This is a genomic window from Ruegeria sp. YTSA072 (assembly GCF_059610285.1).
Genome location: NZ_JBXWNI010000013.1, coordinates 38,655 through 63,656, shown reverse-complemented (window position 1 = coordinate 63,656; position 25,002 = coordinate 38,655). Strand labels below are relative to the sequence as shown.

25 protein-coding genes are annotated in these 25,002 nt (G+C 57.9%); 14 read left to right on the top strand and 11 right to left on the bottom strand.

Translation table 11 applies throughout. The annotated features are described in order from the left end of the window. Positions 1–73 precede the first annotated feature (73 nt). The 4 genes from AC2FIB_RS18385 to AC2FIB_RS18370 all read left to right on the top strand — a co-directional run bounded on the left by AC2FIB_RS18385 (position 74) and on the right by AC2FIB_RS18370 (position 4,030). Positions 74–2,257 carry an esterase-like activity of phytase family protein gene (locus AC2FIB_RS18385; protein WP_496736934.1) on the top strand — a complete coding sequence of 728 codons (2,184 nt, stop codon included), beginning with the start codon at positions 74–76 and terminating at the stop codon, positions 2,255–2,257. 349 nt (positions 2,258–2,606) lie between these two features. Further along, positions 2,607–2,864: a YjhX family toxin gene (locus AC2FIB_RS18380; RefSeq protein ID WP_496736936.1), complete on the top strand. Its 258-nt coding sequence runs from the start codon at positions 2,607–2,609 to the stop codon at positions 2,862–2,864. Between the two features lie 24 nt (positions 2,865–2,888). After that, entirely contained in the window at positions 2,889–3,395 is a 507-nt protein-coding gene (locus AC2FIB_RS18375) for a GNAT family N-acetyltransferase (RefSeq protein WP_496842564.1), read from the top strand. Between the two features lie 113 nt (positions 3,396–3,508). Then, entirely contained in the window at positions 3,509–4,030 is a 522-nt protein-coding gene (locus AC2FIB_RS18370; protein ID WP_496736939.1) for a GNAT family N-acetyltransferase, read from the top strand. 167 nt (positions 4,031–4,197) lie between these two features. On the opposite strand, the gene AC2FIB_RS18365 is transcribed toward AC2FIB_RS18370, so the two are convergent. From AC2FIB_RS18365 to AC2FIB_RS18340, 6 genes are all read right to left on the bottom strand, one after another. Next, positions 4,198–4,665, bottom strand: a complete 468-nt coding sequence (locus AC2FIB_RS18365) for an Hsp20 family protein (protein WP_058276541.1) — start codon at positions 4,663–4,665, stop codon at positions 4,198–4,200. A gap of 122 nt (positions 4,666–4,787) precedes the next feature. After that, positions 4,788–5,603 (bottom strand): trypsin-like serine peptidase, encoded by an 816-nt coding sequence (locus tag AC2FIB_RS18360; RefSeq protein ID WP_058273017.1) that lies wholly within the window; start codon positions 5,601–5,603, stop codon positions 4,788–4,790. Then, a complete protein-coding gene (locus AC2FIB_RS18355) occupies positions 5,600–6,394 on the bottom strand; it encodes a trypsin-like serine peptidase (protein ID WP_496736941.1) in 795 nt (264 codons plus the stop codon). The genes AC2FIB_RS18360 and AC2FIB_RS18355 overlap by 4 nt, the downstream gene beginning before the upstream one ends. A gap of 118 nt (positions 6,395–6,512) precedes the next feature. After that, the gene (glcF, locus tag AC2FIB_RS18350; RefSeq protein ID WP_496736943.1) at positions 6,513–7,829 is read right to left on the bottom strand and encodes a glycolate oxidase subunit GlcF; all 1,317 of its coding nucleotides are present in this window, start codon (positions 7,827–7,829) and stop codon (positions 6,513–6,515) included. A 4-nt stretch (positions 7,830–7,833) separates the two neighbouring features. Further along, positions 7,834–8,934 carry an FAD-binding protein gene (locus AC2FIB_RS18345; RefSeq protein ID WP_496736944.1) on the bottom strand — a complete coding sequence of 367 codons (1,101 nt, stop codon included), beginning with the start codon at positions 8,932–8,934 and terminating at the stop codon, positions 7,834–7,836. A 25-nt stretch (positions 8,935–8,959) separates the two neighbouring features. Further along, entirely contained in the window at positions 8,960–10,408 is a 1,449-nt protein-coding gene (locus tag AC2FIB_RS18340) for an FAD-linked oxidase C-terminal domain-containing protein (RefSeq protein ID WP_496736946.1), read from the bottom strand. A gap of 80 nt (positions 10,409–10,488) precedes the next feature. Here AC2FIB_RS18340 and AC2FIB_RS18335 point away from each other — a divergent pair, with 80 nt between their 5' ends. Then, positions 10,489–11,199 carry a DUF599 domain-containing protein gene (locus AC2FIB_RS18335; RefSeq protein WP_058276546.1) on the top strand — a complete coding sequence of 237 codons (711 nt, stop codon included), beginning with the start codon at positions 10,489–10,491 and terminating at the stop codon, positions 11,197–11,199. A gap of 35 nt (positions 11,200–11,234) precedes the next feature. After that, positions 11,235–11,582 (top strand): hypothetical protein, encoded by a 348-nt coding sequence (locus tag AC2FIB_RS18330; RefSeq protein WP_496736948.1) that lies wholly within the window; start codon positions 11,235–11,237, stop codon positions 11,580–11,582. Between the two features lie 3 nt (positions 11,583–11,585). Here AC2FIB_RS18330 and AC2FIB_RS18325 read toward each other — a convergent pair whose 3' ends face one another. The 4 genes from AC2FIB_RS18325 to AC2FIB_RS18310 form a co-directional block, all read right to left on the bottom strand. Next, positions 11,586–12,071: a flavodoxin family protein gene (locus AC2FIB_RS18325; RefSeq protein ID WP_496736950.1), complete on the bottom strand. Its 486-nt coding sequence runs from the start codon at positions 12,069–12,071 to the stop codon at positions 11,586–11,588. 1 nt (position 12,072) lies between these two features. After that, entirely contained in the window at positions 12,073–12,543 is a 471-nt protein-coding gene (rlmH, locus tag AC2FIB_RS18320; protein ID WP_496736952.1) for a 23S rRNA (pseudouridine(1915)-N(3))-methyltransferase RlmH, read from the bottom strand. 44 nt (positions 12,544–12,587) lie between these two features. Continuing rightward, positions 12,588–12,947: a ribosome silencing factor gene (rsfS, locus tag AC2FIB_RS18315; protein WP_058276550.1), complete on the bottom strand. Its 360-nt coding sequence runs from the start codon at positions 12,945–12,947 to the stop codon at positions 12,588–12,590. A gap of 164 nt (positions 12,948–13,111) precedes the next feature. Next, positions 13,112–14,464, bottom strand: coding sequence for a mechanosensitive ion channel family protein (locus AC2FIB_RS18310; RefSeq protein ID WP_496736953.1), 1,353 nt, complete (start codon positions 14,462–14,464; stop codon positions 13,112–13,114). Positions 14,465–14,717: 253 nt separating this feature from the next. Here AC2FIB_RS18310 and leuC point away from each other — a divergent pair, with 253 nt between their 5' ends. The 6 genes from leuC to leuB all read left to right on the top strand — a co-directional run bounded on the left by leuC (position 14,718) and on the right by leuB (position 20,823). Then, positions 14,718–16,121 carry a 3-isopropylmalate dehydratase large subunit gene (leuC, locus tag AC2FIB_RS18305; protein ID WP_058276552.1) on the top strand — a complete coding sequence of 468 codons (1,404 nt, stop codon included), beginning with the start codon at positions 14,718–14,720 and terminating at the stop codon, positions 16,119–16,121. Between the two features lie 37 nt (positions 16,122–16,158). Continuing rightward, positions 16,159–16,713: an HdeD family acid-resistance protein gene (locus AC2FIB_RS18300; protein WP_496736955.1), complete on the top strand. Its 555-nt coding sequence runs from the start codon at positions 16,159–16,161 to the stop codon at positions 16,711–16,713. Between the two features lie 42 nt (positions 16,714–16,755). After that, entirely contained in the window at positions 16,756–17,361 is a 606-nt protein-coding gene (leuD, locus tag AC2FIB_RS18295; protein WP_496736957.1) for a 3-isopropylmalate dehydratase small subunit, read from the top strand. 333 nt (positions 17,362–17,694) lie between these two features. Then, positions 17,695–18,525 carry a hypothetical protein gene (locus tag AC2FIB_RS18290; protein ID WP_496736959.1) on the top strand — a complete coding sequence of 277 codons (831 nt, stop codon included), beginning with the start codon at positions 17,695–17,697 and terminating at the stop codon, positions 18,523–18,525. Continuing rightward, positions 18,522–19,553: an endonuclease/exonuclease/phosphatase family protein gene (locus tag AC2FIB_RS18285; protein ID WP_496736960.1), complete on the top strand. Its 1,032-nt coding sequence runs from the start codon at positions 18,522–18,524 to the stop codon at positions 19,551–19,553. Before AC2FIB_RS18290 ends, AC2FIB_RS18285 begins: the two co-directional genes overlap by 4 nt. Before the next feature lie 166 nt (positions 19,554–19,719). Then, positions 19,720–20,823 (top strand): 3-isopropylmalate dehydrogenase, encoded by a 1,104-nt coding sequence (leuB, locus tag AC2FIB_RS18280; protein WP_496736962.1) that lies wholly within the window; start codon positions 19,720–19,722, stop codon positions 20,821–20,823. Positions 20,824–20,871: 48 nt separating this feature from the next. Here leuB and AC2FIB_RS18275 read toward each other — a convergent pair whose 3' ends face one another. Beyond that, positions 20,872–23,058 carry a transglycosylase domain-containing protein gene (locus AC2FIB_RS18275; protein ID WP_496736964.1) on the bottom strand — a complete coding sequence of 729 codons (2,187 nt, stop codon included), beginning with the start codon at positions 23,056–23,058 and terminating at the stop codon, positions 20,872–20,874. A 259-nt stretch (positions 23,059–23,317) separates the two neighbouring features. Between AC2FIB_RS18275 and AC2FIB_RS18270 the strand changes: the two genes are divergently transcribed. Both AC2FIB_RS18270 and AC2FIB_RS18265 read left to right on the top strand, forming a co-directional pair. Continuing rightward, positions 23,318–23,656, top strand: a complete 339-nt coding sequence (locus AC2FIB_RS18270) for a P-II family nitrogen regulator (protein ID WP_058273036.1) — start codon at positions 23,318–23,320, stop codon at positions 23,654–23,656. Between the two features lie 33 nt (positions 23,657–23,689). Continuing rightward, positions 23,690–25,000: an ammonium transporter gene (locus AC2FIB_RS18265; protein ID WP_496736966.1), complete on the top strand. Its 1,311-nt coding sequence runs from the start codon at positions 23,690–23,692 to the stop codon at positions 24,998–25,000. Positions 25,001–25,002 lie beyond the last annotated feature (2 nt).

Genomic DNA, 25,002 nt, shown 5'->3' with positions numbered 1-25,002 from the left:
AAACAAACCGTCACATCCCTGCAATGACCCGCGTTCATCCCCCTCTCATCCAAGTGAGAGAGGATACCACCCGATGTCGTTGCGCTTTGTCTGCCTGACATCTGCCCTTGCCCTGACCGCCGGTCAGGCTGTGGCAGAAATGAATTTCAACCGAATTGCGTCTTTCCCCGTCGTCAAAAACATGGCCGAGGGGACGGATACCACCCGTGAGACCTCGCCCGAGATCATCGCGACAACCGCGGACGGTATGACGCTGGTCTATACCGACAGCCCGTTGGGTGTAGTTGGCATGGTCGACATCACCGACCCTGCGAACCCGGCGCCTCTGGGTGCGATGGAGGTGGGTGGTGAGCCGACGTCGGTTGGGATTGTTGGCACGACGGCTTTTGTGGGCGTGAACACTTCGGAAAGCTATACCGCCCCATCGGGCAAGCTGATCTCGGTCGACATTACGGGCAAAGCCGAAACCGGTGCCTGTGACCTGGGCGGTCAGCCCGACAGCGTCGCCATTGCTCCCGATGGCAGCTTTGTCGCCGTGGCGATCGAGAACGAGCGCGACGAAGACTTGAACGATGGCGTCATCCCGCAGCTGCCAGCTGGTTCGTTGGCGCTGGTGCCGTTGATTGAAGGTGCTCTGGATTGCGCGGGCATGAAGATGGCCTCGCTGACCGGGCTGTCGGAGGTTGCGCCTACTGACCCAGAACCGGAATTCGTGGACATCAATGATCTGGGTGAAACAGTGATAACCCTGCAGGAGAACAACCACATCGCCGTCGTCGACAAGGACGGCAACGTGATCAGCCATTTCTCGGCCGGCGCGGTTGATCTGGAAGGCATCGATGCCACCGACGAACGCGGCGCGCTGATCTTCACTGAAAGCCAAAAGGGCCGCCTACGTGAGCCTGATGCGGTGAAATGGATCGACGACAACCACTTCGCCACCGCCAACGAGGGCGATTATAAGGGCGGTTCGCGTGGCTGGACGATCTTCCACAAGGACGGCACCGTTGTTTACGAGAACGGCACCGATTTCGAGAAAGCCATCATCCAGATCGGCCACTACCCTGACAAACGCTCGGACGCCAAAGGTGTTGAGCCTGAAAGTGTGACCGCAGCGACCTTCGGTGACACACCAATGATCTTTGTAGGAGCCGAGCGCGCCTCGGTCGTGGGTGTCTATGACGCCACCGATCCGGCCAACCCGGTTCTGAAACAGCTTCTTCCCTCGGGCGTTGGCCCCGAAGGTTACGTTGCGATCCCAGAACGGAACCTGCTGATTTCGGCCAATGAAAAGGACTTGATCGAAGACGGTGGCCCGCGCGCGCATGTGATGATCTACGAATATCAGGACGCCCCGGCCACCTATCCGCATCTGACATCCGCAGGGGCGGATGAACTGATCGGCTGGGGCGCTCTGTCCGGTCTGGTCGCGGATAAGGACGGCATGATCTATGCGGTCAATGACAGCTTCTACGGCTTCCAGCCTTCGATTTTCAAGATCGACCCCAGCCAGCAGCCCGCCCGGATTGTGGATGTGATCCGCATCCACCGTCAGGACGGCAACCCGGCGCAGAAGTTGGACCTTGAGGGCATCACGCTGGACGGGAAAGGCGGGTTCTACGTCGCCTCCGAAGGGCGCACCGACCGTGTTATCCCGCACGCGATCTACCACGTGTCCGCTGATGGCCTGATCAAGGACCGCAAAGGCGAGATCGGTCTGCCACCTGAGCTTATGGCCGTCGAAAAGCGCTTTGGGTTTGAGGGCATCACCCGCGTTGGCAACACCCTGTGGATGGCCGTTCAGCGCGAATGGAAGGACGACCCCAAGAACCACGTGAAACTGGTCGCCTATAATCTGGACACCAAGGAATGGGGCGCGGTGCACTATCCCAAGGCGGAGCCGGAAAATGGCTGGGTCGGTCTGTCGGAAATCGTGGCCTTTGGCGACCACGTCTATGTCATCGAGCGTGACAATCAGCACGACCACCGCGCCGTGGCCAAAAAGGTCTACCGCATCCCGCTGTCAGAGATGACCCCGGGCCCACTCGGCGGCCCACTGCCCGTCGTCAGCAAGCAAGAGGTCCGCGACCTGTTGCCTTACCTGACCTCGACCGGTGGCTACGTTCTGGACAAGATCGAAGGTCTGGCCATCCTGCCCTCGGGCGAAGCGTTTGTGATGACCGACAATGACGGTGTCGACGACGCCTCAGGCGAGACGATGTTCTGGTCCATCGGGTCGGTGACTGGCGGGAACTAAACTCAACAGGAAAATGCAGAGAAGCCCCGCACGAAATTGTGCGGGGTCATTTGTTTTCAGACGTCAGCTATGAGCCCAGACCAACAAAAATCTCCTTCGCAGCCAAAGTCTGCTTTGATCGCGCCGCGCCGTTACGTTGCAACAAGCCGGTTGACGTTTCAAAAATCGAAGACTAAATACGGCGAACGCTTTAGGCGAGTTGCCTCTAGCAATGGAGATTTTATGAAAGAGAATCGGGGCTAACGCCCGTTCCTGGCGAAGCAAATTCAGGAACACTAACATTAATAGGCTCACTCACGCGCGACGCTGAGTGTCCTGTTTCTGTACTTTCATAAATTCGAGACATCCCATGAACATCTCAAAGCACGAGCAACGTGTTTTGCATGAACTCGCCTTAGGTGGCGAGATAAAATACGCGCGCGCCGACAATGGTAAGGTGCAGTCCGTCGAGTGTTACACACGTGATGGCTTTGTCTTCTCTGCCTGCACGATGGACGTGTTCAAACGCCTAAAAGACAAGCGCTTCATCAAATCAAAAAATGGCCGCCCCTATCGGATCACCCATTTAGGGAACCAGTCCGTTCGCGCGCAAACGAACCAACGATAATCAAATCAAGAAGGAGAGTTTTCTATGAAAACACCTCATCAAATCCAATACGACGCTTTCGCGGCGGCCGGAGGCTTATACGATGAACGACATGCGAAACTGTATGCCGATTTTGCGGATGACCTGATCGCAGACGGCAGCTTTTCCATCGTTTATGAGGGGGTTGCACATGCTTGCTATACCCCGCTCACAATCGACACGGCACCGCACTTGAAGTGCTTTGTGCTCGCTCCATTGGCTGTGCTGCCCGAGTTTCAAAGAATGGGCTATGCCACACGCCTGATGGAAGAGGCGGAACGACAACTTGATGCAGATGTGATCTTTGTGATGGGGGAACCTTTCCACTATGGGAACCGATACAACACCCCCCACAAAGTCCTGCCACCTGTTAGAACTCGGGCTCCGCTTGAGTGTTGGTTTGCGCGCGAACTTACACCGGGCGCTATGGATGGCATCGGAGAAAGCACTTCCAGCGTGACAGGCCCATATGCTGCGCCGCTCATGTGGGGTCATCCAAGCGGGCAAGTTTAGAGCCGAGTTCTGAAAACCAGAAAACGCAACTCTGCTTCGCGCACTGGAACATGAGCTCACGACTATGGGGGCATTTGGTGCGCGAATAAACTCACTAAATCTAGGAATGAACTATGAAACAATCAGAATTCGACGCCATTTTGGAAGTCCACAGACTTGCGTTTGGCGAAGCAGAAGGCGAGGAAACCGCTCGACTCGCAAAAGACTTCCTTGATCACCCAGACACAATCTCGATCAGTGTCAGACGTGACGGGCGGATCGTAGGCAACGTGCTGTTCACACCGTTTGTCTTCGAGGATCACCCAGAAGCAAAATGCTACCTACTCGCACCTTGTGGCGTGTCGCCGAAATATCAAGGTTTTGGCATCGGCAGGGAGTTGATGGAAACCAGCATCGAACACCTAAAGTCCATTGGAACGGACGCTGTGTTCGTTCTGGGCGTCCCGACCTTCTACCCGCGATATGGTTTTGTCCCAACTGACAAACAGACGCCTTATCCTGATCTGTTGACGGCGCATGAAGCATGGATGGCCCTAGAGCTGACAGCCGGAACGGTCGAGTGCTTGAACGGCACGACGATGGCGATCCCTCAGTTCATGCAAGCGCATTGGTGGGACACCTCAGGGCGCGAGTGACGCGAATACCGAGAACCAGACATTGGGCATTGATTGTTTAATGTCTGGTTTGTCCGCAGAGCAGACATCCCGGTCTTACAAAAACAACGCCCCGCGTCTGGAGGAACGCGGGGCGTATGGTGCGATAATCCAGAGAGGAACGATTATCGCGGCGTATTGCCGTCGCCTTAGTTCACGGCTTTGGCGTCGACCACGTCCTTTTCGATGGCATTGGCCGAAGAAATCTCGATCCGGCGCGGTTTCAATGCCTCGGGCACTTCGCGCTTCAGGTCGATGTTCAACATGCCGTTTTCATGGCTCGCGCCGATGACCCGTACGTGATCAGCCAGAGCAAAGCGGCGTTCGAAAGCGCGGGTGGCGATGCCACGGTGCAGGTAGCTGCGCTCTTTGTCCTCGGCGGCTTTTTTGCCAGCAACGATAAGGGCGTTTTCTTTCATTTCGACCGAAAGGTCATTCTCCGAAAAACCGGCGACTGCAACGGAGATGCGATAAGTGTCGGCATCGGTCTTTTCGATGTTGTAAGGCGGGTAGCTCGGCTGAGCCACATCATTGGTCAGCACGCGATCCATCATGTCGGCGATCTGGTCAAAACCAACGGTGGCACGGTGCAGGGGTGCAAAATCAAAACTACGCATGTGTCATATCCTCATATCAGAGCGATCTGTGTTCTGCCCTCCGTTCGGACGGGCATCTGGTTGATACGGGCCCCGTTCGTGGCGACCCGATACAGTTCACATGGGTAGCAATTTGATCGAGTTCAACCCCCGCCCGAGCTGATGAATTTCGCGCCGGAATTCGACTTGCCGGACCCGACCTGCAACCGGCGGATCGTTGCCTGTGGACGCGGCGCATCGCGTCGCAGGTCCGCCTTTAGTTCGGCAACGATTCCAGATAGTTCCATGCCAAATCCTACTTTCTGATACCCGTTGGACGCGACTGCGGAAACCACAGACAGAATCTGCCAACGCGGGCCGTTTTTGGCAAGTAAGGCAGAACCGGAGGACCCAAAGGTGATATCGCAGTTGAAAGTGATCAATCCCTGGTCTCGATCCAATATCCGACAGGACCTTTCACGTGTAATCGCCTCGGACCGGCCGCGCCCGTATGAGGCCAGGCTGACCTCATTTCCCGAGACCCTACCCTGATGCAGGGCAAAAGGATCGGCGATGGAATATGGGATTGGCTCGTCCAGACGCATCAGAGCCACATCAACCTTCACCCGCGGTGCCGACACCGGGCCGTTTGCCACGAAATCCGGGTGCGCCGCGATTTGAATTACCTTACGGTCGGCTAATGCGTCCTCGCCGCTTAACCCCGCCCGAAAAGTCACCATCCCCGGCGGGTACGGTTCGCCGGTGGCCTTGTCCAACGCACAGTGCGCAGCGGTCAAAACCAGATCCTGCGCAATCAGGGTGCCTGTGCAAAACCCGTCATCGCCGATGTCCAGACGTCCAACCGCCTCCCACCCATAAAGGTCATCGCGGTCCGTCAGTTTACGCTTGGCGGTCTGGGCGTAAGTTGCAGAAGCGGAAATTGAAAGAAACAAAAGAAAATTCAGAAAAAAGCGACTCATGGTTTTATGAACCTTGCTCCAATATTGCGGCGTGTCCCTCCTTGGGAGGAAGATACGCCAAATCCGCGGCCAGCCGACAATTCTGCCTGCAGCAGTTTCAATGAATCTTCGACTGCGGTGCCGACAGCCACGCGCTGCCCGTTGAATTCGGCCTTGGCTGCGACGACCGAAACGATGCGCGGCCGGTCCCCGTCAAAGGAAAAGACCGGTGCGCCCGACGACCCGAACTCGACGTCACAGGACAACACCAAAACGTTGGATGTACGCGTCATGACCGAGCACACTTCTTGCAACGAAGGGGCCTCGGCCCGATCCTGCGCGTAGGACACGACCCCCACTTCGGCACCTCGGGCCGGGCGGTCTCCGGTCTCGAACGGAATTACGCTCGTATTGCGGATCGGTTGCCACAACTCGATCAGCGCGATGTCATTGTACAGCCGCGAGGCCGTTGCCTCGGTGCTGTATTCGTAGTCCGGGTGAACAACAGCGCGACGTGCGGCCCGATAGGCCGATGCACGCCCAAGACGCCAGGCGGCCAGAAACTCGACCTCTGCCAGGTCAATTCGCTGACCAGTTACCTTATCGAACAGACAATGGGCAGCCGTCAAAACCTGGGTCGGAGAAATCAGTGTCCCGGTGCAAAACCCGGCGCCGTCCTTGATATCCAGGCGCCCGACCGCCATCCACGCGCGCCCCGCATCGGTGGTGTCCAGGCTTTTCAACCCGGTATCCTGGGCTACGGCGGACAACGGCGTCAAAGCCAGCGCCAATGCTGTGATCCAGTTTCGCAAACGGCACTCCGGCTTTGCTGTTGACGTATTTTCCTACGTCTCCGGTGCGGCAAAAATAGGGCGATGACGCCCGCGCCCGTTTAACGGGGCGAGTGGTGCGCAGTTGCATCAGCATGGTCTATCTAAGGACCGGAACCACAGGTTTGGCCGGTTCACGCAATGCCCGCGGCACCGGACCGCCTGTTGCCCAATCCAAAAGCTCGACCGTGTGCAGCACGGGAATGTCCGTGCCAGAGCCGATCTGCATCATGCATCCGATATTGCCTGCCGCGATCACGTCCGGCTTTTTGGCTTCCAGCGTTTTGACCTTACGGTCCTTCAGCTTTCCCGAAATCTCGGGCTGCATCAGGTTGTAAGTTCCCGCGCTGCCGCAGCACAGGTGACTATCCAAAGGCTCTAACACGGCAAAACCGGCCTGTTTCAGCAGTGTTTTAGGATGAGCTTTGATCTTTTGACCGTGCTGCAGAGAACAAGCTGCATGATATGCAACGGTCAGGCCCCTTTCTTCACCTTCAGGCAGTTCCAGCTGGATCAGCAGTTCGCTGATATCCATTGCAATCGACGACACCCGCGCCGCGTCTTCGAATATGGGATCGTTGCGAAACATATGGCCATAATCCTTGACCGTCGTGCCGCAGCCCGAGGTGTTGATGATAATGGCGTCCAGCCCGTCGCCGTGCATTTCTGCTGTCCAGGCCCTGATATTGGCCTTTGCGGCCTCATGGCTTTCACGGGTCTTGCCCATGTGATGGGTCAGCGCGCCGCAGCACCCTGCCCCTTCGGCCACGACGACCTCGCATCCCATCCTAGTCAAAAGTCGAATAGTTGCGTCGTTAATGTCAGTATTCAAAGCTTTTTGCGCACAACCCGTCATCAGCGCAACGCGCTTGCGCTGCGGTCCTTTGGCCGGAAATCTCTGCGGGTCGTCATTGCGACTGACGGGCGGGATATGTTTGGGCGCCATATCCAGCATGGCACGCAACCGGGCGTCGGGCATCAGAAAGCGGAATGGCCGCCCCAGCTTCGCCCCGATCAATGCCCAGCGGAACCGCATCGGATAAGGCAAGATCTGTGCCAGTACCCAACGCAACGCACGATCCGAGAAGGGGCGTTTATAGCTCTCTTCGATGTATTCGCGCGCATGATCGACCAGATGCATGTAGTGCACACCCGATGGACACGTGGTCATACAGGCCAGGCATGACAGGCAGCGGTCTATATGCTTTACCGTTTTCTCATCCGGTACACGCTCGTTTTCCAGCATGTCCTTGATCAGGTAAATGCGCCCCCGTGGACTATCCAACTCGTCCCCCAGCACCTGATAGGTCGGGCATGTGGCTGTACAAAACCCACAATGGACGCAGTTTCGCAGGATTTCATTTGATCTTTGGATCGCGGGATCTTGCAACTGCTCTTCGGTGAACGTCGTCTGCATCGGCTTACCCCATCAACCCCGGATTAAACAAACCGCGGGGGTCGAATCTTTGACGAATACCCTTGGTTAGAGCCGAAATACCGGGTGCTTCCGGTTGAAAACGCCCCAGTTCGGCCAGTGTTTCCTGCCCTGCCCGCACGATGTTTGCGTGACCGTCAAACGCGCCTAATTGCGCCCGCAGATCAGTTCCAACCGGCACCAAGGCCCAGATCAACCCACCGCCCCAATCAAACAACGTTCGATCTGCCCGGATGCGCGCAACGATGCCCGGCGCATCCGAGGGTTTGACCGAAATGCGCCAGACATCACCGCTTTGTTCGTGGAAACCGGCTGCGTCACTCAGGTCGGCCCACAATGTGCCGGGCTCCCCAAGTTCGGCAACCTCGCCGAAACCAGACAGTAGGGATTTTAGTTGATCCGACCTGTATGTCACCGAACCCGCAAATCCTTCGAGGCGCAGTAAGGCGCTTCCCATATCCGGGTCGTACGCTGCTCCGCTGACTTCAAAAGGGGATTTCAATGCGGTGGACAGCGTCGCAATTGCGGTGGTCACATCAGGTACCTGAACAGACAGCGTTGCGGCGACTTCGGGCTTGGGCAGTACCTTCAACGACACTTCGGTCAAAACACCCAGAGTGCCCCAGGATCCCGCCATTAGTTTGACCAGATCATAGCCGGTAACGTTCTTCATGACCCGACCGCCATTCTTAACGACCTGCCCCATGCCATCGACATAGCGCACGCCCAGCAGAAAATCGCGGCATGCCCCAGCCTGTACCCGCCGGGGCCCAGATATGTTGCCCGCCACAACACCGCCTATGGTCGGTGTGCCACTGGTTCCCAGCAGTCCCCGGTGATCCATCGGCTCAAAGGCCAATTGCTGACCTTCAGCGTCTAGCGCGGCCTCAATCTCTCCAACCGCCGTGCCGGCCTTCGCCACCAGCGTCAGCGCGCCGGGTTCATACAGCGTGATCCCGGTCAGCCCGCTGGTTTGAATCGCCATGTCCGGCCCCGCGACGCCACGCGTACCACCCCCGGTAATTCGCACTGGTTCATCTAACCCGGCCACCATCTCGACCAGTTCGGCTTCTGTCTTTGGTTTCATGACAATTCTTCTTTGTTAGAGCCGATTATTCAGCGGCAATCCGCGCGATGCGTCGGGATTCAGACGCACTCAACGGAAAAACCTTGGCGGGGTTCAGCAACCAATTCGGGTCGAACACATCCTTGATGACCATCTGAGCCTCAAGGTCCGCAGGCGCGTATTGGTGGGACATCAGATCGCGTTTTTCGATCCCAACGCCGTGCTCACCTGTCAGGCAGCCACCCACATCAACACAAAGCTTCAGAATATCGGCTCCGAACGCCTCGCATTTCTCAAGATCACCGGGTTTGTTGGCATCGAACAGGATCAATGGGTGCATGTTGCCATCGCCTGCATGAAACACATTTCCGACCGGCAAGCCGTATTCTTCGCTCATTTCACCAATCCGGCGCAGCACTTCCGGCAAGGACGACACCGGGATCGTGCCGTCCAGGCACATGTAGTCGTTCAACTGCCCCATCGCACCAAAGGCTGACTTGCGCCCCAGCCAGATTTTCGCGCTTTCCTCGGCGGATTGGCTTTCGCGCAGTTCGACCGGATTGTGACGCTTGGCGATTTCGATGATTTTTGACAACTGATAGTCCATCTCGGCCGCGGACCCCTCGACCTCGACAATCAGCAAAGCGGTGCAGTCGGGGTAACCGGCATGGGCGAAGTTTTCGCAGGCGTTGATGCACAAGGTATCCATGAATTCGATCGCAACCGGCAGAATGCCGGACTTGATAATGTCCGAGACGCATTGCCCGGCAACTTCGTTATCATCAAAACCCATTAATACAGGCCGGGCACCTTCAGGTTTGCGCAGAATGCGCAGCGTGGCTTCAGTCACTACGCCCAACTGCCCTTCAGACCCACAGATGACACCCAGCAGGTCCAAGCCGCCAGAGTCCAGATGCGCGCCGCCAATCTCGACCACGCTGCCATCCATCAGCACCATCTTTACGCCCAACAGGTTGTTGGTGGTCACGCCGTATTTCAGACAATGCGCCCCGCCTGAGTTCATGGCGATGTTCCCAGCAATGGCACAGGCGAGCTGTGAGGACGGATCTGGCGCATAGAAGAAATCGTCTTCCTCGACCGCGCCGGTCACGCTCAGGTTCGTGCGGCCTGATTGAACGCGAATGAAGCGGTTGTCATAGTCGACCTCCAGCACCTCGTTCATCCGGGCGACTCCAAGGATGACGCAATCCGCTGTTGGCAACGCGCCACCTGCCAAGGAAGTGCCCGACCCGCGCGGAACCACTGGAACGCTTTCCTCGTTGCAGATGCGTAGAACGTCCGAGACCTCTTGCGTGGTCGACGGCAACACCGCCAGCATCGGAGGGCACCGATACGCCGTCAGTGCGTCGCATTCATAAGCGCGTGTCTCGGACGGTTCATGAATAACCGCCTCTTCGGGCAAGACCTGCAACAAACGTTGAAGAACCACGACCTTGCGGCGCAGAACGTCAGGATTTGGCGTTGGCATTTCCATGGCTGATCCTCCATTTGGTAAAATAATATTACCAATTTCTCCATCTGGCAAGTTCTCATGTCTGGCCCTAAGGTCGCCGCATGACGTGGATTGATCGGGCACAACTTTTTTCACCGCTGGACTATGCGGCAATTGCCGTGCTGCTGGTTGCTTGGCTCTGGATCGGGTGGCGGATCGAAAATCCCTCCCCTACCAAGAGTTCTGTTACGATGATGATGGATGACTATCGTCGAGAGTGGATGCGGGAAATGGTCACTCGGCAGCCCCGAATGTTCGACGCGCAGGTGGTCGCGGCGATGCGGCAGGGCAGCACGTTCTTCGCCTCGACTACGATGATCGCTGTCGGGGGCGGGTTGGCTTTGCTGGGCAATACCGAACGCCTTGCCGGTGTCGCCAATGATTTGGCCATCGGCAGCGCACCGGCCATGGTGTGGGAGATCAAGATTCTGATCATCATCCTTTTTCTGGCCAATGCATTCCTGAAATATGTCTGGGCGCACCGGTTGTTTGGCTATTGCGCGGTTCTGATGGCCTCGGTGCCCAATGAGCCATCGGACCCACAAGCTTATCCGCGCGCAGCACAAGCGGCCGAGATTTGCGTCACCGCGGCGCGCAGCTTTAACCGCGGTTTGCGCGTGACCTATTTTGCCCTGGCTTCCGTTGCCTGGATACTTGGGCCTGTGGCGCTGTTGCTGGGCACGGCGATCACGTTCGGTGTCCTATACCGACGCGAGTTTGCGTCGCATTCCCGGCTGGTCCTGCTGTCCCAACCGGGCGACACGGATTCGTGATCGCGAAGCCGACGGACAAAGCCTAGGATCGCCACATGCGGTATTTGATTCTCAGCCTTCTTCTCGCCAGCCCGGCGCTTGCCGACCCTTCTGTGATTGAAAAAGTGGCGGCCAGCCAAAGCGGTGACACGTGGCGATTCGACGTGACGATCCGCCATCCCGATACCGGGTGGGATCACTATGCTGATGACTGGCGTGTTTTAGACATGGACGGCAATGAACTGGGCATGCGCGTATTGCATCATCCACATGAGAATGAGCAGCCCTTTACACGTTCCCTATCCGGGGTGGCAATTCCAGATGGCGTGTCTCAGGTTCAGATTCAGGCGCGGTGCAGTGTCGATGGCTGGGGTGACGAGACGACGTTGGTCACACTGAACTGATCTTCAGAACACACCCAGTGCCAGACCCGCACCCAACGCAGCCCCAATATCACGGCACTCATCCAGTTGGTTTTGCGGGATCGTCTTTTCTGCAAGTATAGCCTCGGGCGTCTGCGCATGGGTACAGATGATCAGCGGCGACTGAACCTCTTTCAAGCGCCAACCAGTGGCAATCCGCGCGGTTTGGCGGGCCGCATTCTCGCCATCAGACCCGGCACAGATCATCTGGGCATAGGGCCGTCCTTCGATCTTGCCCAGAACAGGGTAGTAACAGCGATCAAAGAACTCTTTCATCAGACCGGAAATCGCCGCCAGATTCTCGGGCGCGCAGAAAATATACCCATCCGCGGCCAGCAAATCCTCAGGGGTCGCCTGATCTGCAGTTTTCAGAACCGTTTCCGCTTCGTTCCGCGCTCCTGCCGCGGCGGCTTGGGCCATTTGACGGGCTCCGCCGGTGCGCGAATGGTAGACGATCAAAAGCTGCGCCATGTCAGACCCGGTGATAGGGACCGCCCGACAGGATGGTCGCGGCCCGGTAAAGTTGCTCGGCCAGCATCACACGGACCAGCTTATGGGGCCAGACCATCGACCCGAATGAGATGGAAAAATCGGCCTCGGCCCGCAGATCAGGGTCTATTCCGTCCGCACCGCCAATGATCAATGCCAGATCCTGCCGCCCGGCATCGCGCCAGCCACCCAGTTTCTTGGCAAAATCAGGCGAGGACATCACCCGCCCGCGTTCGTCCAGTGTGCAGATCACCGCACCCTTGGGCAGGGCTTTGCGCAGCAACGCGGCCTCGGCCCCCATGCCTGCGTTTTTCTTGTCTTCGACCTCGACCACCTGTGCAGGACCAAGGCCCAGGCTACGGCCGGTCCGGTCAAATCGGGTCAGATAATCGTCAAGCAGGGACTTTTCCGGTCCGGCACGCAATCGCCCGACCGCACAAATGCTTATACGCATATTTCTCTCGCCTCCGGCCTGTTAATGCAGGCCGGGATGGCGCCTCAGTTGGCCGAGGCGCTGCCGCCCTGAGGCAGCCACATCTTTTCCAGCTGATAGAATTCACGCACTTCGGGGCGGAAGATATGGACGATCACGTCGCCCGTATCGATCAGCACCCAGTCGCCGGCATCTTTGCCTTCGACCTTCGAGGTGAAACCGAATTCCTGCTTGATGCGATCCGTCAGCTTTTCCGCCATAGCTGAGACCTGACGGGTCGAACGACCCGAAGCAATCACCATGTGATCCGCAACCGACGATTTGCCTTGCAGGTTGATCTGCACGACGTCTTCGGCCTTATCATCGGAAAGTGAGGAAAGGATACGTTCAAGCAGCTTGTCGCTGATTGACTGAGAGTGGGCCATTACATTGGCCCCATCATCGGCGGGCAAACCCGCCTGTGTATGTAGAGACAGGACATAGTCCTCCTTTGTTGCGCGCCGCCAAACCCCGGCGCAGGGGTACTAATAAGGTAACAAGGGGAATGCAACATTTCAATGAACGGGCGCTTTAGGGGCCGCACAGGCGCTCACTCTTTGGCGATCTGTTGCTGCTCTGCGCCGTCCGACAGCAACCGAACCTCGCGCTGAGGGAAGGGAATCGATATCCCCTCGGCCTTGAAGGCGTCCCAGAGGGCGAGGTAAACATTACCACGAATGTTGGTCAGCCCCTTGGTCGGATCACTGATCCAGAACCGCAGCACGTAATCCACGCTGCTGTCTCCGAACCCGGTGATATGGCAGACCGGCTCATGCGCCCCCCCGCTGAGAACACGTTTCACTGTTTTGACCGACCGGATCGCCGTGGCGCGCACCTGATGCGGGTCGTCGTCGTAACTGGTGCCAAAGTCCAGATCCAGACGCACATAACGGTCCGAATGCGACCAGTTCACCACCTGATTGGTGATCAAGTCTTCGTTCGGGATCAGGTATTCACGCCCATCCCGCGTGACCACCGATACATACCGCGCGCCCAGCGCGTTGATCCATCCGAATGTGTCACCCAACGAGATCACGTCGCCCGGTTTGATCGAGCGGTCCATCAGGATGATGATCCCCGAGATCAGGTTTGACACCACTTTTTGCAGGCCAAACCCGATGCCCACGCCGATCGCACCTGACAAAAGCGCGATACCTGTCAGATCAAACCCAAGCGTGCGGATGGCCGCCATAAAGACAGCTCCGTACAGCAGAACTTGAATGCCCTTTGCCAACAGAACCTGCATCGAAGGCGTGATGTCGTCGTTCCTCTGCAATCCCCGCTCGGCCGTGCGGGTCCCGATGCGGGCCAACGTCAGCAGCACGCCGATCAGCAAAGCGGCCTTGAGAATCCCCAGTGCCGAGATGTGCAAATCACCGATGGAGATCGCTACGCCGTCCAGAAACTCGGCCACGTCATCGGTCAAATTCAGCGCAACCAGCGTTGCATAGACCCACATTGCCCATTTGAAGATCCGCCGCAGCGTGCGGTTACGCACCAGTCGGGCCACCAGCGCAATCGCCAGCCATGCGGCGGCCAATGTCGCGATCACGCCGATAATGTAACTGTGCGACGGCCAGGTCACATTCTGCATGATCAGGTAAAGCGTCCAGGACAACAAAACGAAATAGACCAGCGTCAGGCGCTGCATCAGCTGAACCAGAGTGCGCAGCCGCCATTTGGGCCAACCAGTGCGGGCACGTGCCCAGGTTTCCCACCGGTTTTGCGTGACCAGCTTGAGCACATATGCCAAAGCCCACAGAGCGAGAATGATGATCAACTGGTGCCGCCGCCAACCCGGCGTGACGATCAGATCGACAAGTTTGCCGAACTGCACGGAAAACCCCGCGACCATGTTTTCATAGAGTTCCGACAGCGAGCTGGGGATCAGGTCTTGGTTCATACAGGTCTCCTGACACGCAGCTTGGACAGCAACTCGGGGTGATGCAAGCCCGAGGCCGGATTGAACCTTGATTGACGGGCACACGCGATATATCTGAGGCGCATGAGAGTCTTTTTGGCCCCTGCTCCGACACTGCAAGACCGCACGCGCCTGCGTGAACGGTTCTTTGGGGCCGCCCGCACGGTTCTGGCCCGCCTATAAGCGGCGCCCAGCCACTCGCCAGCCATTTCTCATTACATACGGGAGAGGACCGATGTCCCCCAAAACACTCTATGACAAGATCTGGGATGCCCATGTCGCGCACGAAGCCGATGATGGAACCTGCCTGCTTTATATCGACCGCCATCTGGTGCACGAAGTCACCAGCCCGCAAGCCTTTGAAGGGCTTCGCATGGCGGGTCGTCCAGTACGCGCGCCGGAAAAGACCATCGCCGTGCCGGACCACAACGTTCCGACCACTGCGGATCGGGTGAACGGGATCGAAAACCCCGAATCACGCATTCAGGTCGAAGCGCTGGACAAGAACGCGAAGGATTTCGGCATTCACTATTACCCGGTGAATGACGTTCGTCAGGGCATCGTGCACATCGTCGGCCCCGAACAGGGCTGGACCCTGCCTGGCATGACCGTTGTATGTGGCGACAGCCACACGGCCACTCACGGCGCGTTTGGTGCTTTGGCCCACGGCATCGGCACGTCCGAGGTTGAACATGTTCTGGCCACGCAAACCCTGATCCAGAAGAAATCCAAGAACATGAAGGTGGAAATCACCGGCAAGCTGCAGCCGGGTGTGACCGCCAAGGACATCACTCTGGCTGTGATCGGTGAGACCGGTACTGCCGGCGGAACCGGCTATGTTATCGAATATTGCGGCGAAGCGATCCGCGATCTGTCGATGGAAGGCCGCATGACCGTCTGCAACATGGCGATCGAAGGCGGTGCACGTGCAGGCCTGATCGCGCCGGACGAGACCACCTATGAATATGTCAAAGGTCGCCCCCACGCGCCGAAAGGTGCCCAGTGGGAAGCTGCTCTGACATGGTGGAAAACGCTGTTTACCGACGATGACGCGCATTTCGACAAGGTCATAACCCTGCGCGGCGAAGATATCGCACCTGTCGTGACCTGGGGCACCAGCCCCGAGGACGTACTGCCGATCACCGCAACTGTACCGAACCCCGAAGATTTCGAAGGTGGCAAGGTCGACGCAGCCCGCCGCTCGATCGAGTACATGGGTCTGGAAGCTGGTCAAAAGCTGAGCGATGTCGAGATCGACACCGTTTTCATCGGATCCTGCACCAATGGCCGCATCGAAGACCTGCGCGCCGCGGCCGAGATCCTGAAGGGCAAAAAGGTCAAGGACGGCATGCGTGCCATGGTCGTGCCAGGTTCGGGTCTGGTTCGGGCGCAGGCCGAAGAAGAAGGTCTGGCCGAGATTTTCAAGGATGCCGGTTTCGAATGGCGTCTGGCCGGATGTTCGATGTGTCTGGCGATGAACCCTGACCAACTGCAGCCGGGCGAACGCTGTGCAGCGACCTCGAACCGCAACTTCGAAGGCCGTCAGGGCCGGGGCGGACGCACCCATTTGCTGAGCCCTGCAATGGCTGCCGCAGCGGCAATCACAGGACGGCTGACAGACGTACGTGAATTGATGTAAGGTCCCATCACATCTAGATATTCGAGGGATTGAAAACATGAGTGACTGGGTCAAATGGCTCCTGCTGGGGCTTCTGTCCATAGCGTTCGGTATCTTTGTACTGGGCGCGCCAGTTGTGGCGTCTGTCGCCGTGACGGTGGTAACCGGTGTGTTGCTGCTGGTCTCGGGCGCGCTGCAAGTTGTTGGCGGCTTTACGGTTGAAGGTACCGGCAACAAAATTCTGTCACTCATCATGGGTGCGGTGATGCTGTTTCTGGGCTGGTCCTTTCTGGATCACCCGCTGCAGGGAACCCTGACACTGGCAACCGTGATGCTGATCCTGTTCATGGCAGGCGGCATCGCGCGGGTCATTCTGTCGTTCCAGATGAAGGGAACACAGTTTTTCTGGCCCACGATGATCTCGGGCGTCTTGTCGATCGTCCTCGCGGGCATCATCTGGACATATGTGGGAAGCGATCCTCAGGTGCTGCTGAGCATTTTGGGTATCTTCCTGGGCATTGAGATGCTGTTCAACGGGTTCGGATTGGTCTTCATGGCGTTCTTCATCCGGAACGCACCCAACGACGCAACAACAGAAGCGAAAGAAGCTTAAACGCGGGATACGGGCGCGGCCCTCTCCTGCAGGAGTGTAGACATGGAAAAGTTTGACAAAGTCCACGGGGTGGCCGCCCCAATGCCGCTGATCAATATCGACACCGATATGATCATCCCGAAAGTGCACCTGAAAACCATCAAACGGTCCGGCCTTGGTGTCGTGCTGTTTGATGAGATGCGATACCATCAACATGGTGGCGAAAACGAAGACTTCGTGCTGAACAAACCCGCCTATCGTCAGACAGAGATTCTGGTTGCCGGTGACAATTTCGGCTGCGGCTCGTCGCGCGAACACGCGCCCTGGGCGATCAAGGATTTCGGCATCAAGGTTGTGATCTCGACCAGCTTTGCCGACATCTTCTTCAACAACTGCTTCAAGAACGGCATCCTGCCCATCGTGGTGGAAGAGGAACATCACGCCATTCTGATGGATGACGCACATAAGGGCGAAAACGCCCGCATGACCGTGCATCTGGAGGATCAGCAGATCACCACCTCGGATGGCGTTGTGATCGAGTTCAGTGTCGACCCACATCGCAAGCATTGCCTGCTGAATGGTTTGGACGATATCGGCCTGACGATGGAGAAAGATCACCACATCGACAAATTCGAGGATCACGCAAGTCAGGCCCGCCCCTGGGTGTGATTCCAAGAACGAATCTGTCGATACTCAACCTATCGGGGTCGCATAGGCGACCCCTTTCGCGTTCTTGGGGTTATCAGCCCAGCAACCACAACATGTGGTGCGCCCCCTCTGATACACGCCGAATTTGCGACGAAAATGATGCAACGGCGCACCAGTTTTGCCATCATTTTGCCCAAAATCACATGTTTTCTGCACCTTGGCTTGAGCGGATTGTCGCTGATCGTCAATGTTGGCGATAATGGAGGTCTCTGGCAATAAATACGCCGGACCCAAGATGGGACGAAGCCGCCAAAGAAAAAGAAACGGTCAATCCGTTTTGAAAGGGTTTGGATAGTGATTGCGCGCACAACAGGGGCGGCGATTCGGGGATTATTGGTCGCACTTATGGTGCTGACACCCGCGTTGTACCTGCCTGTAACGTCTACGAATGGGACCGAGATAGTCGTCTTTCTCGCCATTCTCGCGTTTTTTCTGACGTTCGCTGAATACAACTCTGCCTTTCCCAGCTTTATCGAATTCCGCGATGCGCCACCTGTGAACCGTTTGCGCTTTGTCGGACTGATGTCGATGATCACGTTCCTGACGTTGATCTGCAAGAACGCGTACACGCCGACCGGCCTGACGACGACCTTCTATTCCTTTGGCCTGGGCGTCGCGAATGTGGTCGACTTCCCCTATTCGCCGGTAAGGTTGATCATTCTGATGCTGCCGGCTGACGCGAGTGCACCCCTGATCGAACTTGTCCGTATTTCTGCCAGCGTCGCGTATGTCGCTGCTTTGGTGACGATCGCCAGCTTTGCCTACGCGGTGAAAGTGCGCGGCTGGCCGACAGGAAACGGTGCCTTCAATGTCTGGACCAATCTTCCGTTGTTCGACCCCACCAAAGGCGGTGACGTGGTCACCCGCCTGCAGCGTGACGGACGGCTGAACATTTGCATCGGTATTCTGCTGCCGTTCCTGATCCCGGCGCTGATCAAACTGCTGACTGACTATGCCGATCCGATCTCTCTGAGCGATCCTCAGACCCTGATCTGGACGCTCAGCGCTTGGGCCTTCCTACCGGCCAGCATGATCATGCGTGGCATGGCGACCCTGCGCATTGCCAATCTGATCGTCGAAAAACGGCGCGCCTATTCCACAGCCGAGTCTACGCAGACCGCATGATCCGCATCTTGATCCTGCTGCTGTTGCCCGTTGTGGCGCAGGCAGAGACGATCCGTATTGCCACCTACAACACAGAACTCAGCCGCGATGGACCGGGGTTGCTGCTGCGGGATATTCGCCGCGGAGATGATCAGGTTACGGCAGTCATCGGGGTTTTGGCGCAAACTCGTCCCGATATCATTGCGCTGCAGGGTATCGACTGGGATTTTGAGGGGCAGGCGCTTGCAGCCCTGGCAAGTCGGTTACGCGAAGCCGGTTTAGACTATCCCTACACGTTCGCAGGTCAGCCAAATTCCGGTCTGGAAACGAATCTGGATATGGACGGAGACGGCCGCACCAGTGGCCCCGGCGACGCACAGGGCTGGGGGCGGTTCACCGGTCAGGGTGGCCTGGCTGTAATGTCCCGTTATCCTATCGCTTTGGATCAGGTTCAGGACCATTCAGATTTGTTATGGCGGGACCTTCCCGGCGCTGAACTTCCCCACCACGGCACGGCGCCCTTCCCATCAGAACAGGCCCAAAACGTTCAGCGACTGTCTTCGGTAGCTCATTGGGTTGTGCCCATCGAAACTCCCCGGGGGCCGCTGGATTTGATGACCTTTCATGCCTCACCCCCTGTGTTCGACGGACCCGAGGATCGCAACGGTCTGCGAAACCGGGATGAGATTCGCCTCTGGTCTGCAGTGTTGGACGGGGATGTCGGGCGCGCACCCAGTGGCCCGTTTGTCATCGCCGGGGATGTTAATCTGGACCCAGAACGGGGCGATGGGCGAAAAGAAGCGATCCGAAACCTTTTGAATGACCCGCGCGTTCAGGACCCTTCACCTGAAAGTCCCTCAGGTGAGTTGACGACAGTGGTCTGGAAAGCGGTTGGCGCGATGCGGGTTGATTATGTCCTGCCGTCCGCGCATTGGCAGGTGGCAGATTCAGGTGTGCACTGGCCTGCCGCAGGCACCTATGAACGCAAAACTGCGGAAACTGCCAGTCGTCACCGGCTGATCTGGGTCGACCTGAAATTACCGCGCTGATACGGCCGCGTGCGCCTTGTTCTGGCCTGCAAAGCAGGCCTGACGCAATTTTCAGACGCTAACGGAAACAAACCTGTATTTTCCTTGCCGTCAGACGGGATCGTCTCATTGACCCGATGCCGTGCAGGCGCTAGGGCCTGTGCTGTAAAACGCAAGGAGATCCTTCATGTCCAACCCCTCGCTCCTCATCCTGCCCGGAGACGGAATTGGCCCCGAAGTCATGGCCGAAGTGCGCAGAGTCATCGACTGGTTCGGTGCGAAACGCGGCTTGGAATTCGACGTGAGCGAGGATCTGGTCGGCGGTGCCGCGTATGATGCGCATGGCAAGCCCCTGTCGGACGAGACGATGGCCAAAGCGCAAGATGTTGACGCGGTTCTGCTGGGTGCTGTTGGCGGCCCGAAATACGACGATCTGGATTTCAGCCTCAAGCCCGAGCGCGGCTTGCTGCGCCTGCGCAAAGAGATGGACCTGTACTCGAACCTGCGCCCGGCACAGTGCTTTGACGCGTTGGCCGATTTCTCGTCGCTGAAGAAAGACATCGTTGCCGGCCTCGATATCATGATCGTGCGCGAGCTGACCTCGGGCGTCTATTTCGGCGAGCCGCGCGGCATCTTTGAAGAAGGTAATGAGCGTGTGGGCATCAACACCCAGCGCTATACCGAATCTGAGATCGAACGCGCCGCGCGCTCAGCCTTTGAGCTGGCAATGCGCCGGAACAAAAAGGTCTGCTCGATGGAGAAGGCCAATGTCATGGAATCGGGCATCCTGTGGCGCGAAGTTGTGAACCGTGTGGCCAAGGACTACCCCGAGGTCGAGTTGAGCCATATGTATGCCGACAATGGCGCGATGCAGTTGGTGCGCGCGCCCAAGCAGTTCGACGTCATCCTGACGGACAACCTGTTCGGCGACATCCTGTCGGACTGTGCCGCGATGCTGACCGGCTCGCTGGGAATGCTGCCGTCGGCCTCGTTGGGTGCTCCTATGGCGAATGGCCGCCCCAAGGCGATGTACGAACCGGTCCATGGTTCGGCCCCGGATATCACCGGTCAGGGCAAAGCCAACCCGATCGCCTGTATCCTCAGCTTTGCCATGGCGCTGCGCTACAGCTTTGATCAGCTTGAAGAAGCAGATCGTCTTGAAGCCGCGATCGAGAAGGTTCTGGCCGACGGTGTTCGCACAGGCGACCTGCTGGCAGATGAAGGCGTCACGCCGGTTTCGACCACGGAAATGGGTGATGCGATTTTGGCCGCCCTTGACGACAGCCTCTGATCAGACCCACATTCAATTCAAAAGGCGGTGCCCAGCGCACCGCCTTTTTTAGTTTCCGCCGAAGATGTTGTTCAGCAGGTTGTTGATGGCCCGGTCCAACCCGGTTTGATTCTTACGGCGCTGCTGCTGCGGTTGCGCTGTTCTGACCGGTGGGTCCGGGGCCAGCATCGGCAACGGTGTCGGTGTCATGCCTTCGGTCACGCGCAGCATGGTTTCTTTCCAGATTTCAGCCGGCAACCCGCCTCCGGTAACACCGGATAATGGGGTGTTGTCGTCATAGCCCATCCAGATGCCCGTTACGTAATCGGCCGTGAACCCGATGAACCACGCATCCCGCGCAGCCTGCGTCGTGCCGGTTTTACCCGCCACCTGCCAACCAGGCAATTGTGCGCGCGCACCGGTTCCCTCAGACACAACACGCTCCATCATCCAGGTTAGTTGTTTGGCGGCTTTGTCGTTGATGACCCGCTCACCAATGCCGGTTGTCGTCACCATGACCGGGGTTTGATCGCCCAACAGCTTCAATTCGGTCAGCCCATAGGGTTCCACCGCCGAGCCACCGTTCAGGATGCCGGCGTAAGCCCCCGTCATCTCGATCAGCGTGCTTTCCGACGCGCCCAGCGCCAATGCGGGGCCCTGCGCCAGATCGCTATCAATCCCGAACTCGCTGGCCACCGTGCGGACATTGTCCAACCCTGAAATCTCGGCCACTCTGACCGCCGGGATGTTCAGCGAGTTTTTCAATGCATCTGCCAGTGTGACGCGCCCGTAAAACTTGTTGGTGTAGTTCTTGGGACACCATTGGCCAGAGCCCGGAATGTTCACGCAGTACGGCTCATCCACCACCGTATCCAATGGCGAATAGCCAAGCTCAAGCGCGGTAGCATAAACGAAGGGTTTGAAGGAAGACCCCGTTTGCCGCAGCGCCTGCGTGGCGCGGTTGAATGCACCGGACACGCGGGTCTTGCGCCCGCCAACCATGCCGCGCACAGCCCCGTCCGCCGACATCACCACGATCGCGGCCTGCGCCTTTGATCCTTCGCGGACCTTCTCCTGAAAGATGAACTGCAACGCCTCTTCGGCTGATTTTTGGATACGTTGATCCAGCGTGGTGCGGATCACCACATCTTCGGTCGTGTTGCGTGTAAAGAACTCGGGCCCGCTGGCCATCACCCAATCGGCGAAATAGCCCCCCGCCCGCGCAGCCGCGGCTTCGGACAGTTGCGCGGGGTTGCTGCGCGCACTGCTTGCTTGTGCCGAGGTCAGATATCCTTGCACCTCCATCAGGCCAACCACCAGCCGCGCCCGATCCTGCGAACGTTGAAGGTTATTCGTCGGTGCATAGCGCGTAGGTGCCACCAGCAGACCAGCCAGCATAGCAGCCTGCGACGGGCTGACCTCAGCCGCCGAAATCCCGAAATAGCGTTGGCTTGCGGCCTCGAACCCGCGTGCACCCGCGCCCAGGAAGGCCCGGTTTAGATAGATGGTCAGGATCTCGTCCTTGGAATACTTGACCTCCATCGCCATCGCATAGACCGCCTCTTTGGCCTTACGCCAGAGCGAGCCCTGACGGCAATCGGATTCATATGCAGCCTCAGATTCCCATTCGCTAGGCTCATATGGCACACCCAGACATAACAGCTTGGCCGTCTGCTGCGTGATGGTCGACCCACCATGCCCCGACAGCGGTCCGCGCCCTTCGCTCAGGTTGATGCGCACAGCGCTTGCGACACCGCGCGGGCTGACGCCGAAATGGCGATAGAACCGCTTGTCCTCGGTCGCGACGACGGCGTTCTTCAGATGCGGCGAGACAGTATCGGCCGTGATCACCCCACCAAATTGGTCCCCACGCCAGGCAAAGACCTTGCCGTCCCGATCCAACAGGGTCACCGACCCGCGCGCCCGACCGTCTAGCAAAGCATCGACGTCAGGCAGAGAGGAGTAGACAACCCCAACCGCCAAAGCCAACAGCATGGCAGCCACCGCGCCCACACGCCAGGTCACACCCCAAATCAACCGCCAAATCCAACGGAACATGCGGCGAAAGAAGCCGCCGCCACCACCGGACGTCTTGCGGGTTTTCTTTCGGGCGGTTTTGCGCGTCGACGTTTTACGCGCCGTCGCCTTTTTGCCGGCGGGCTTTGTCGTCCGCTTTGTGGTTGCGGGTTTGCGCCCTTTGGAAGGGTATCTTTTGTCCGCAACAAGCGATGTCTTGCGGCGCTTGGACTCAGTCATGCTCAAACTCTGCCCGGTTATCGTTTTGAGGCACCATACCCTGCCCTAGACATGAAGTAGAGGTATGAATTTCCTCTATGCCACCTCCATAGCCTGCCCAAAAATCGGGCAGAAGCGCTTTTTTGTGCAAAAATTGTGCACCTGACCCCCAATTTCCCCTGCGTTCGGCCGTGCGAACCGTTTCTTATGACAGTCAGTCACGCTCTTTTTCTGCAGGTGCAAACAAACCGGTTCCGCCGGACAGGAAGAGGGGACAGACGTGAAACTGATCATTGCGACAATCAAGCCGTTCAAGCTGGAGGAGGTGCGCGAGGCACTGACCGAAGCCGGCGTGCGCGGCATGATGGTGACCGAGATCAAGGGCTTCGGCTCGCAATCGGGCCACACCGAAATCTATCGTGGGGCCGAATACGCGGTGAATTTCGTGCCCAAGATCAAGCTTGAAATCGTGGTGCCTGCCACGATGGCCGACCAAATCGTCGAGACCATCACCAAAACCGCCAAGACCGGCAAGATCGGTGACGGCAAGATTTTCGTCCTTGATGTCGAGCAGGCGCTGCGCGTGCGGACCGGGGAAACGAACGAAGAGGCGCTGTAAGCGCCGCCACTCCAAAGCATTCGAGGACTGACAATGAACCTGATGAAATCTCTCATCCCAGCCGCCGCGCTAGTCGTGCTGCCGCAGATGGGTCTGGCGCAAGAGGCCGCCGAGGGCGAAGCAGCGCTGCACACCCAGTATATTTTTACCACCCTGCTGTTCCTGATGGCAGGCTTCCTTGTCTTCTTCATGGCAGCAGGATTTGCCATGCTCGAGGGCGGTCTGGTGCGTTCCAAGAACGTTGCCATGCAGATGATCAAGAACATCGCGCTGTTTTCGATTGCCGCGATCATGTACTGGCTGGTCGGCTTCAACACGATGTATCCGGGCGACTTCAATGGTTTCTTTGCCCTTGGCGGTCCGACCGTACTTGATGCCGTGGGTGTTGCGCCCGCAGACGCGGCGTTAGACTACGCGTCTATCGGTTCGGACTTCTTCTTCCAGCTGGTCTTTGTGGCGGCAACCGCGTCCATCGTGTCCGGTGCCGTGGCCGAGCGCATAAAGCTGTGGCCCTTCCTGGTCTTCGTCATCGTGCTGACTGGTATCCTCTACCCAATCTCGGGGTCGTGGAAATGGGGCGGCGGCTGGCTGGATGCCATGGGCTTTTCCGACTTCGCCGGTTCGACAGTTGTGCATTCGGTCGGCGGCTGGGCCGCTCTGGCGGGCTGCCTGATCCTTGGCCCGCGTGTTGGCAAGTATAAAGACGGCAAAGTCCACCCTATGCCCGGTTCCAATCTTGCGCTGGCAACTCTGGGAACGTTCATCCTGTGGCTGGGCTGGTTCGGTTTCAACGGCGGATCGCAACTGGCGATGGGCACCGTAGGTGACGTATCCGACGTGTCGCGCATCTTCGCCAACACCAACATGGCCGCCGCATCTGGTGCTATCGCAGCCCTGATCATGACGCAGGTGCTGTACAAAAAACCTGACCTGACCATGGTGCTGAACGGCGCGCTGGCCGGTCTGGTCTCGATCACTGCAGAACCGCTTGCCCCGACCCTGTTCGGAGCGCTGTGGATCGGCGCAGTTGGCGGCATCATCGTGGTCTTCGCGGTTCCGATGCTGGACAAGTTCAAGATCGACGACGTCGTCGGTGCCATCCCGGTTCACCTGTTCGCAGGCATCTGGGGCACCATCGCCGTGATCTTCTACGGCGAAGCAAACCTGATCACACAGCTGACCGGTATCGTAGCTTATGGTGTGTTCACATTTGTTGGCGCGTTGATCCTGTGGACAATTCTGAAGGCGACGGTCGGCATCCGCGTCAGCGAAGAAGACGAGATCAACGGCCTCGACATGGCAGAACTGGGTATGGAAGCTTATCCAGAGTTTTCGAAAGGCTAAGA

What these genes read in the sequence shown, in the direction of transcription:
- AC2FIB_RS18385 (WP_496736934.1), top strand. Translation starts at nt 74, where the DNA reads ATGTCGTTGCGCTTTGTCTGCCTGACATCTGCCCTTGCCCTGACCGCC.
- AC2FIB_RS18310 (WP_496736953.1), bottom strand. Translation starts at nt 14,464, where the DNA reads ATGAACCAAGACCTGATCCCCAGCTCGCTGTCGGAACTCTATGAAAAC.
- AC2FIB_RS18330 (WP_496736948.1), top strand. Translation starts at nt 11,235, where the DNA reads ATGCGGTATTTGATTCTCAGCCTTCTTCTCGCCAGCCCGGCGCTTGCC.
- AC2FIB_RS18325 (WP_496736950.1), bottom strand. Translation starts at nt 12,071, where the DNA reads ATGGCGCAGCTTTTGATCGTCTACCATTCGCGCACCGGCGGAGCCCGT.
- AC2FIB_RS18365 (WP_058276541.1), bottom strand. Translation starts at nt 4,665, where the DNA reads ATGCGTAGTTTTGATTTTGCACCCCTGCACCGTGCCACCGTTGGTTTT.
- AC2FIB_RS18345 (WP_496736944.1), bottom strand. Translation starts at nt 8,934, where the DNA reads ATGAAACCAAAGACAGAAGCCGAACTGGTCGAGATGGTGGCCGGGTTA.
- AC2FIB_RS18285 (WP_496736960.1), top strand. Translation starts at nt 18,522, where the DNA reads ATGATCCGCATCTTGATCCTGCTGCTGTTGCCCGTTGTGGCGCAGGCA.
- AC2FIB_RS18275 (WP_496736964.1), bottom strand. Translation starts at nt 23,058, where the DNA reads ATGACTGAGTCCAAGCGCCGCAAGACATCGCTTGTTGCGGACAAAAGA.
- leuD (WP_496736957.1), top strand. Translation starts at nt 16,756, where the DNA reads ATGGAAAAGTTTGACAAAGTCCACGGGGTGGCCGCCCCAATGCCGCTG.
- glcF (WP_496736943.1), bottom strand. Translation starts at nt 7,829, where the DNA reads ATGCAGACGACGTTCACCGAAGAGCAGTTGCAAGATCCCGCGATCCAA.
- AC2FIB_RS18340 (WP_496736946.1), bottom strand. Translation starts at nt 10,408, where the DNA reads ATGGAAATGCCAACGCCAAATCCTGACGTTCTGCGCCGCAAGGTCGTG.
- AC2FIB_RS18380 (WP_496736936.1), top strand. Translation starts at nt 2,607, where the DNA reads ATGAACATCTCAAAGCACGAGCAACGTGTTTTGCATGAACTCGCCTTA.
- AC2FIB_RS18335 (WP_058276546.1), top strand. Translation starts at nt 10,489, where the DNA reads ATGACGTGGATTGATCGGGCACAACTTTTTTCACCGCTGGACTATGCG.
- AC2FIB_RS18265 (WP_496736966.1), top strand. Translation starts at nt 23,690, where the DNA reads ATGAACCTGATGAAATCTCTCATCCCAGCCGCCGCGCTAGTCGTGCTG.
- AC2FIB_RS18370 (WP_496736939.1), top strand. Translation starts at nt 3,509, where the DNA reads ATGAAACAATCAGAATTCGACGCCATTTTGGAAGTCCACAGACTTGCG.
- rsfS (WP_058276550.1), bottom strand. Translation starts at nt 12,947, where the DNA reads ATGGCCCACTCTCAGTCAATCAGCGACAAGCTGCTTGAACGTATCCTT.
- leuB (WP_496736962.1), top strand. Translation starts at nt 19,720, where the DNA reads ATGTCCAACCCCTCGCTCCTCATCCTGCCCGGAGACGGAATTGGCCCC.
- AC2FIB_RS18300 (WP_496736955.1), top strand. Translation starts at nt 16,159, where the DNA reads ATGAGTGACTGGGTCAAATGGCTCCTGCTGGGGCTTCTGTCCATAGCG.
- AC2FIB_RS18360 (WP_058273017.1), bottom strand. Translation starts at nt 5,603, where the DNA reads ATGAGTCGCTTTTTTCTGAATTTTCTTTTGTTTCTTTCAATTTCCGCT.
- AC2FIB_RS18375 (WP_496842564.1), top strand. Translation starts at nt 2,889, where the DNA reads ATGAAAACACCTCATCAAATCCAATACGACGCTTTCGCGGCGGCCGGA.
- rlmH (WP_496736952.1), bottom strand. Translation starts at nt 12,543, where the DNA reads ATGCGTATAAGCATTTGTGCGGTCGGGCGATTGCGTGCCGGACCGGAA.
- leuC (WP_058276552.1), top strand. Translation starts at nt 14,718, where the DNA reads ATGTCCCCCAAAACACTCTATGACAAGATCTGGGATGCCCATGTCGCG.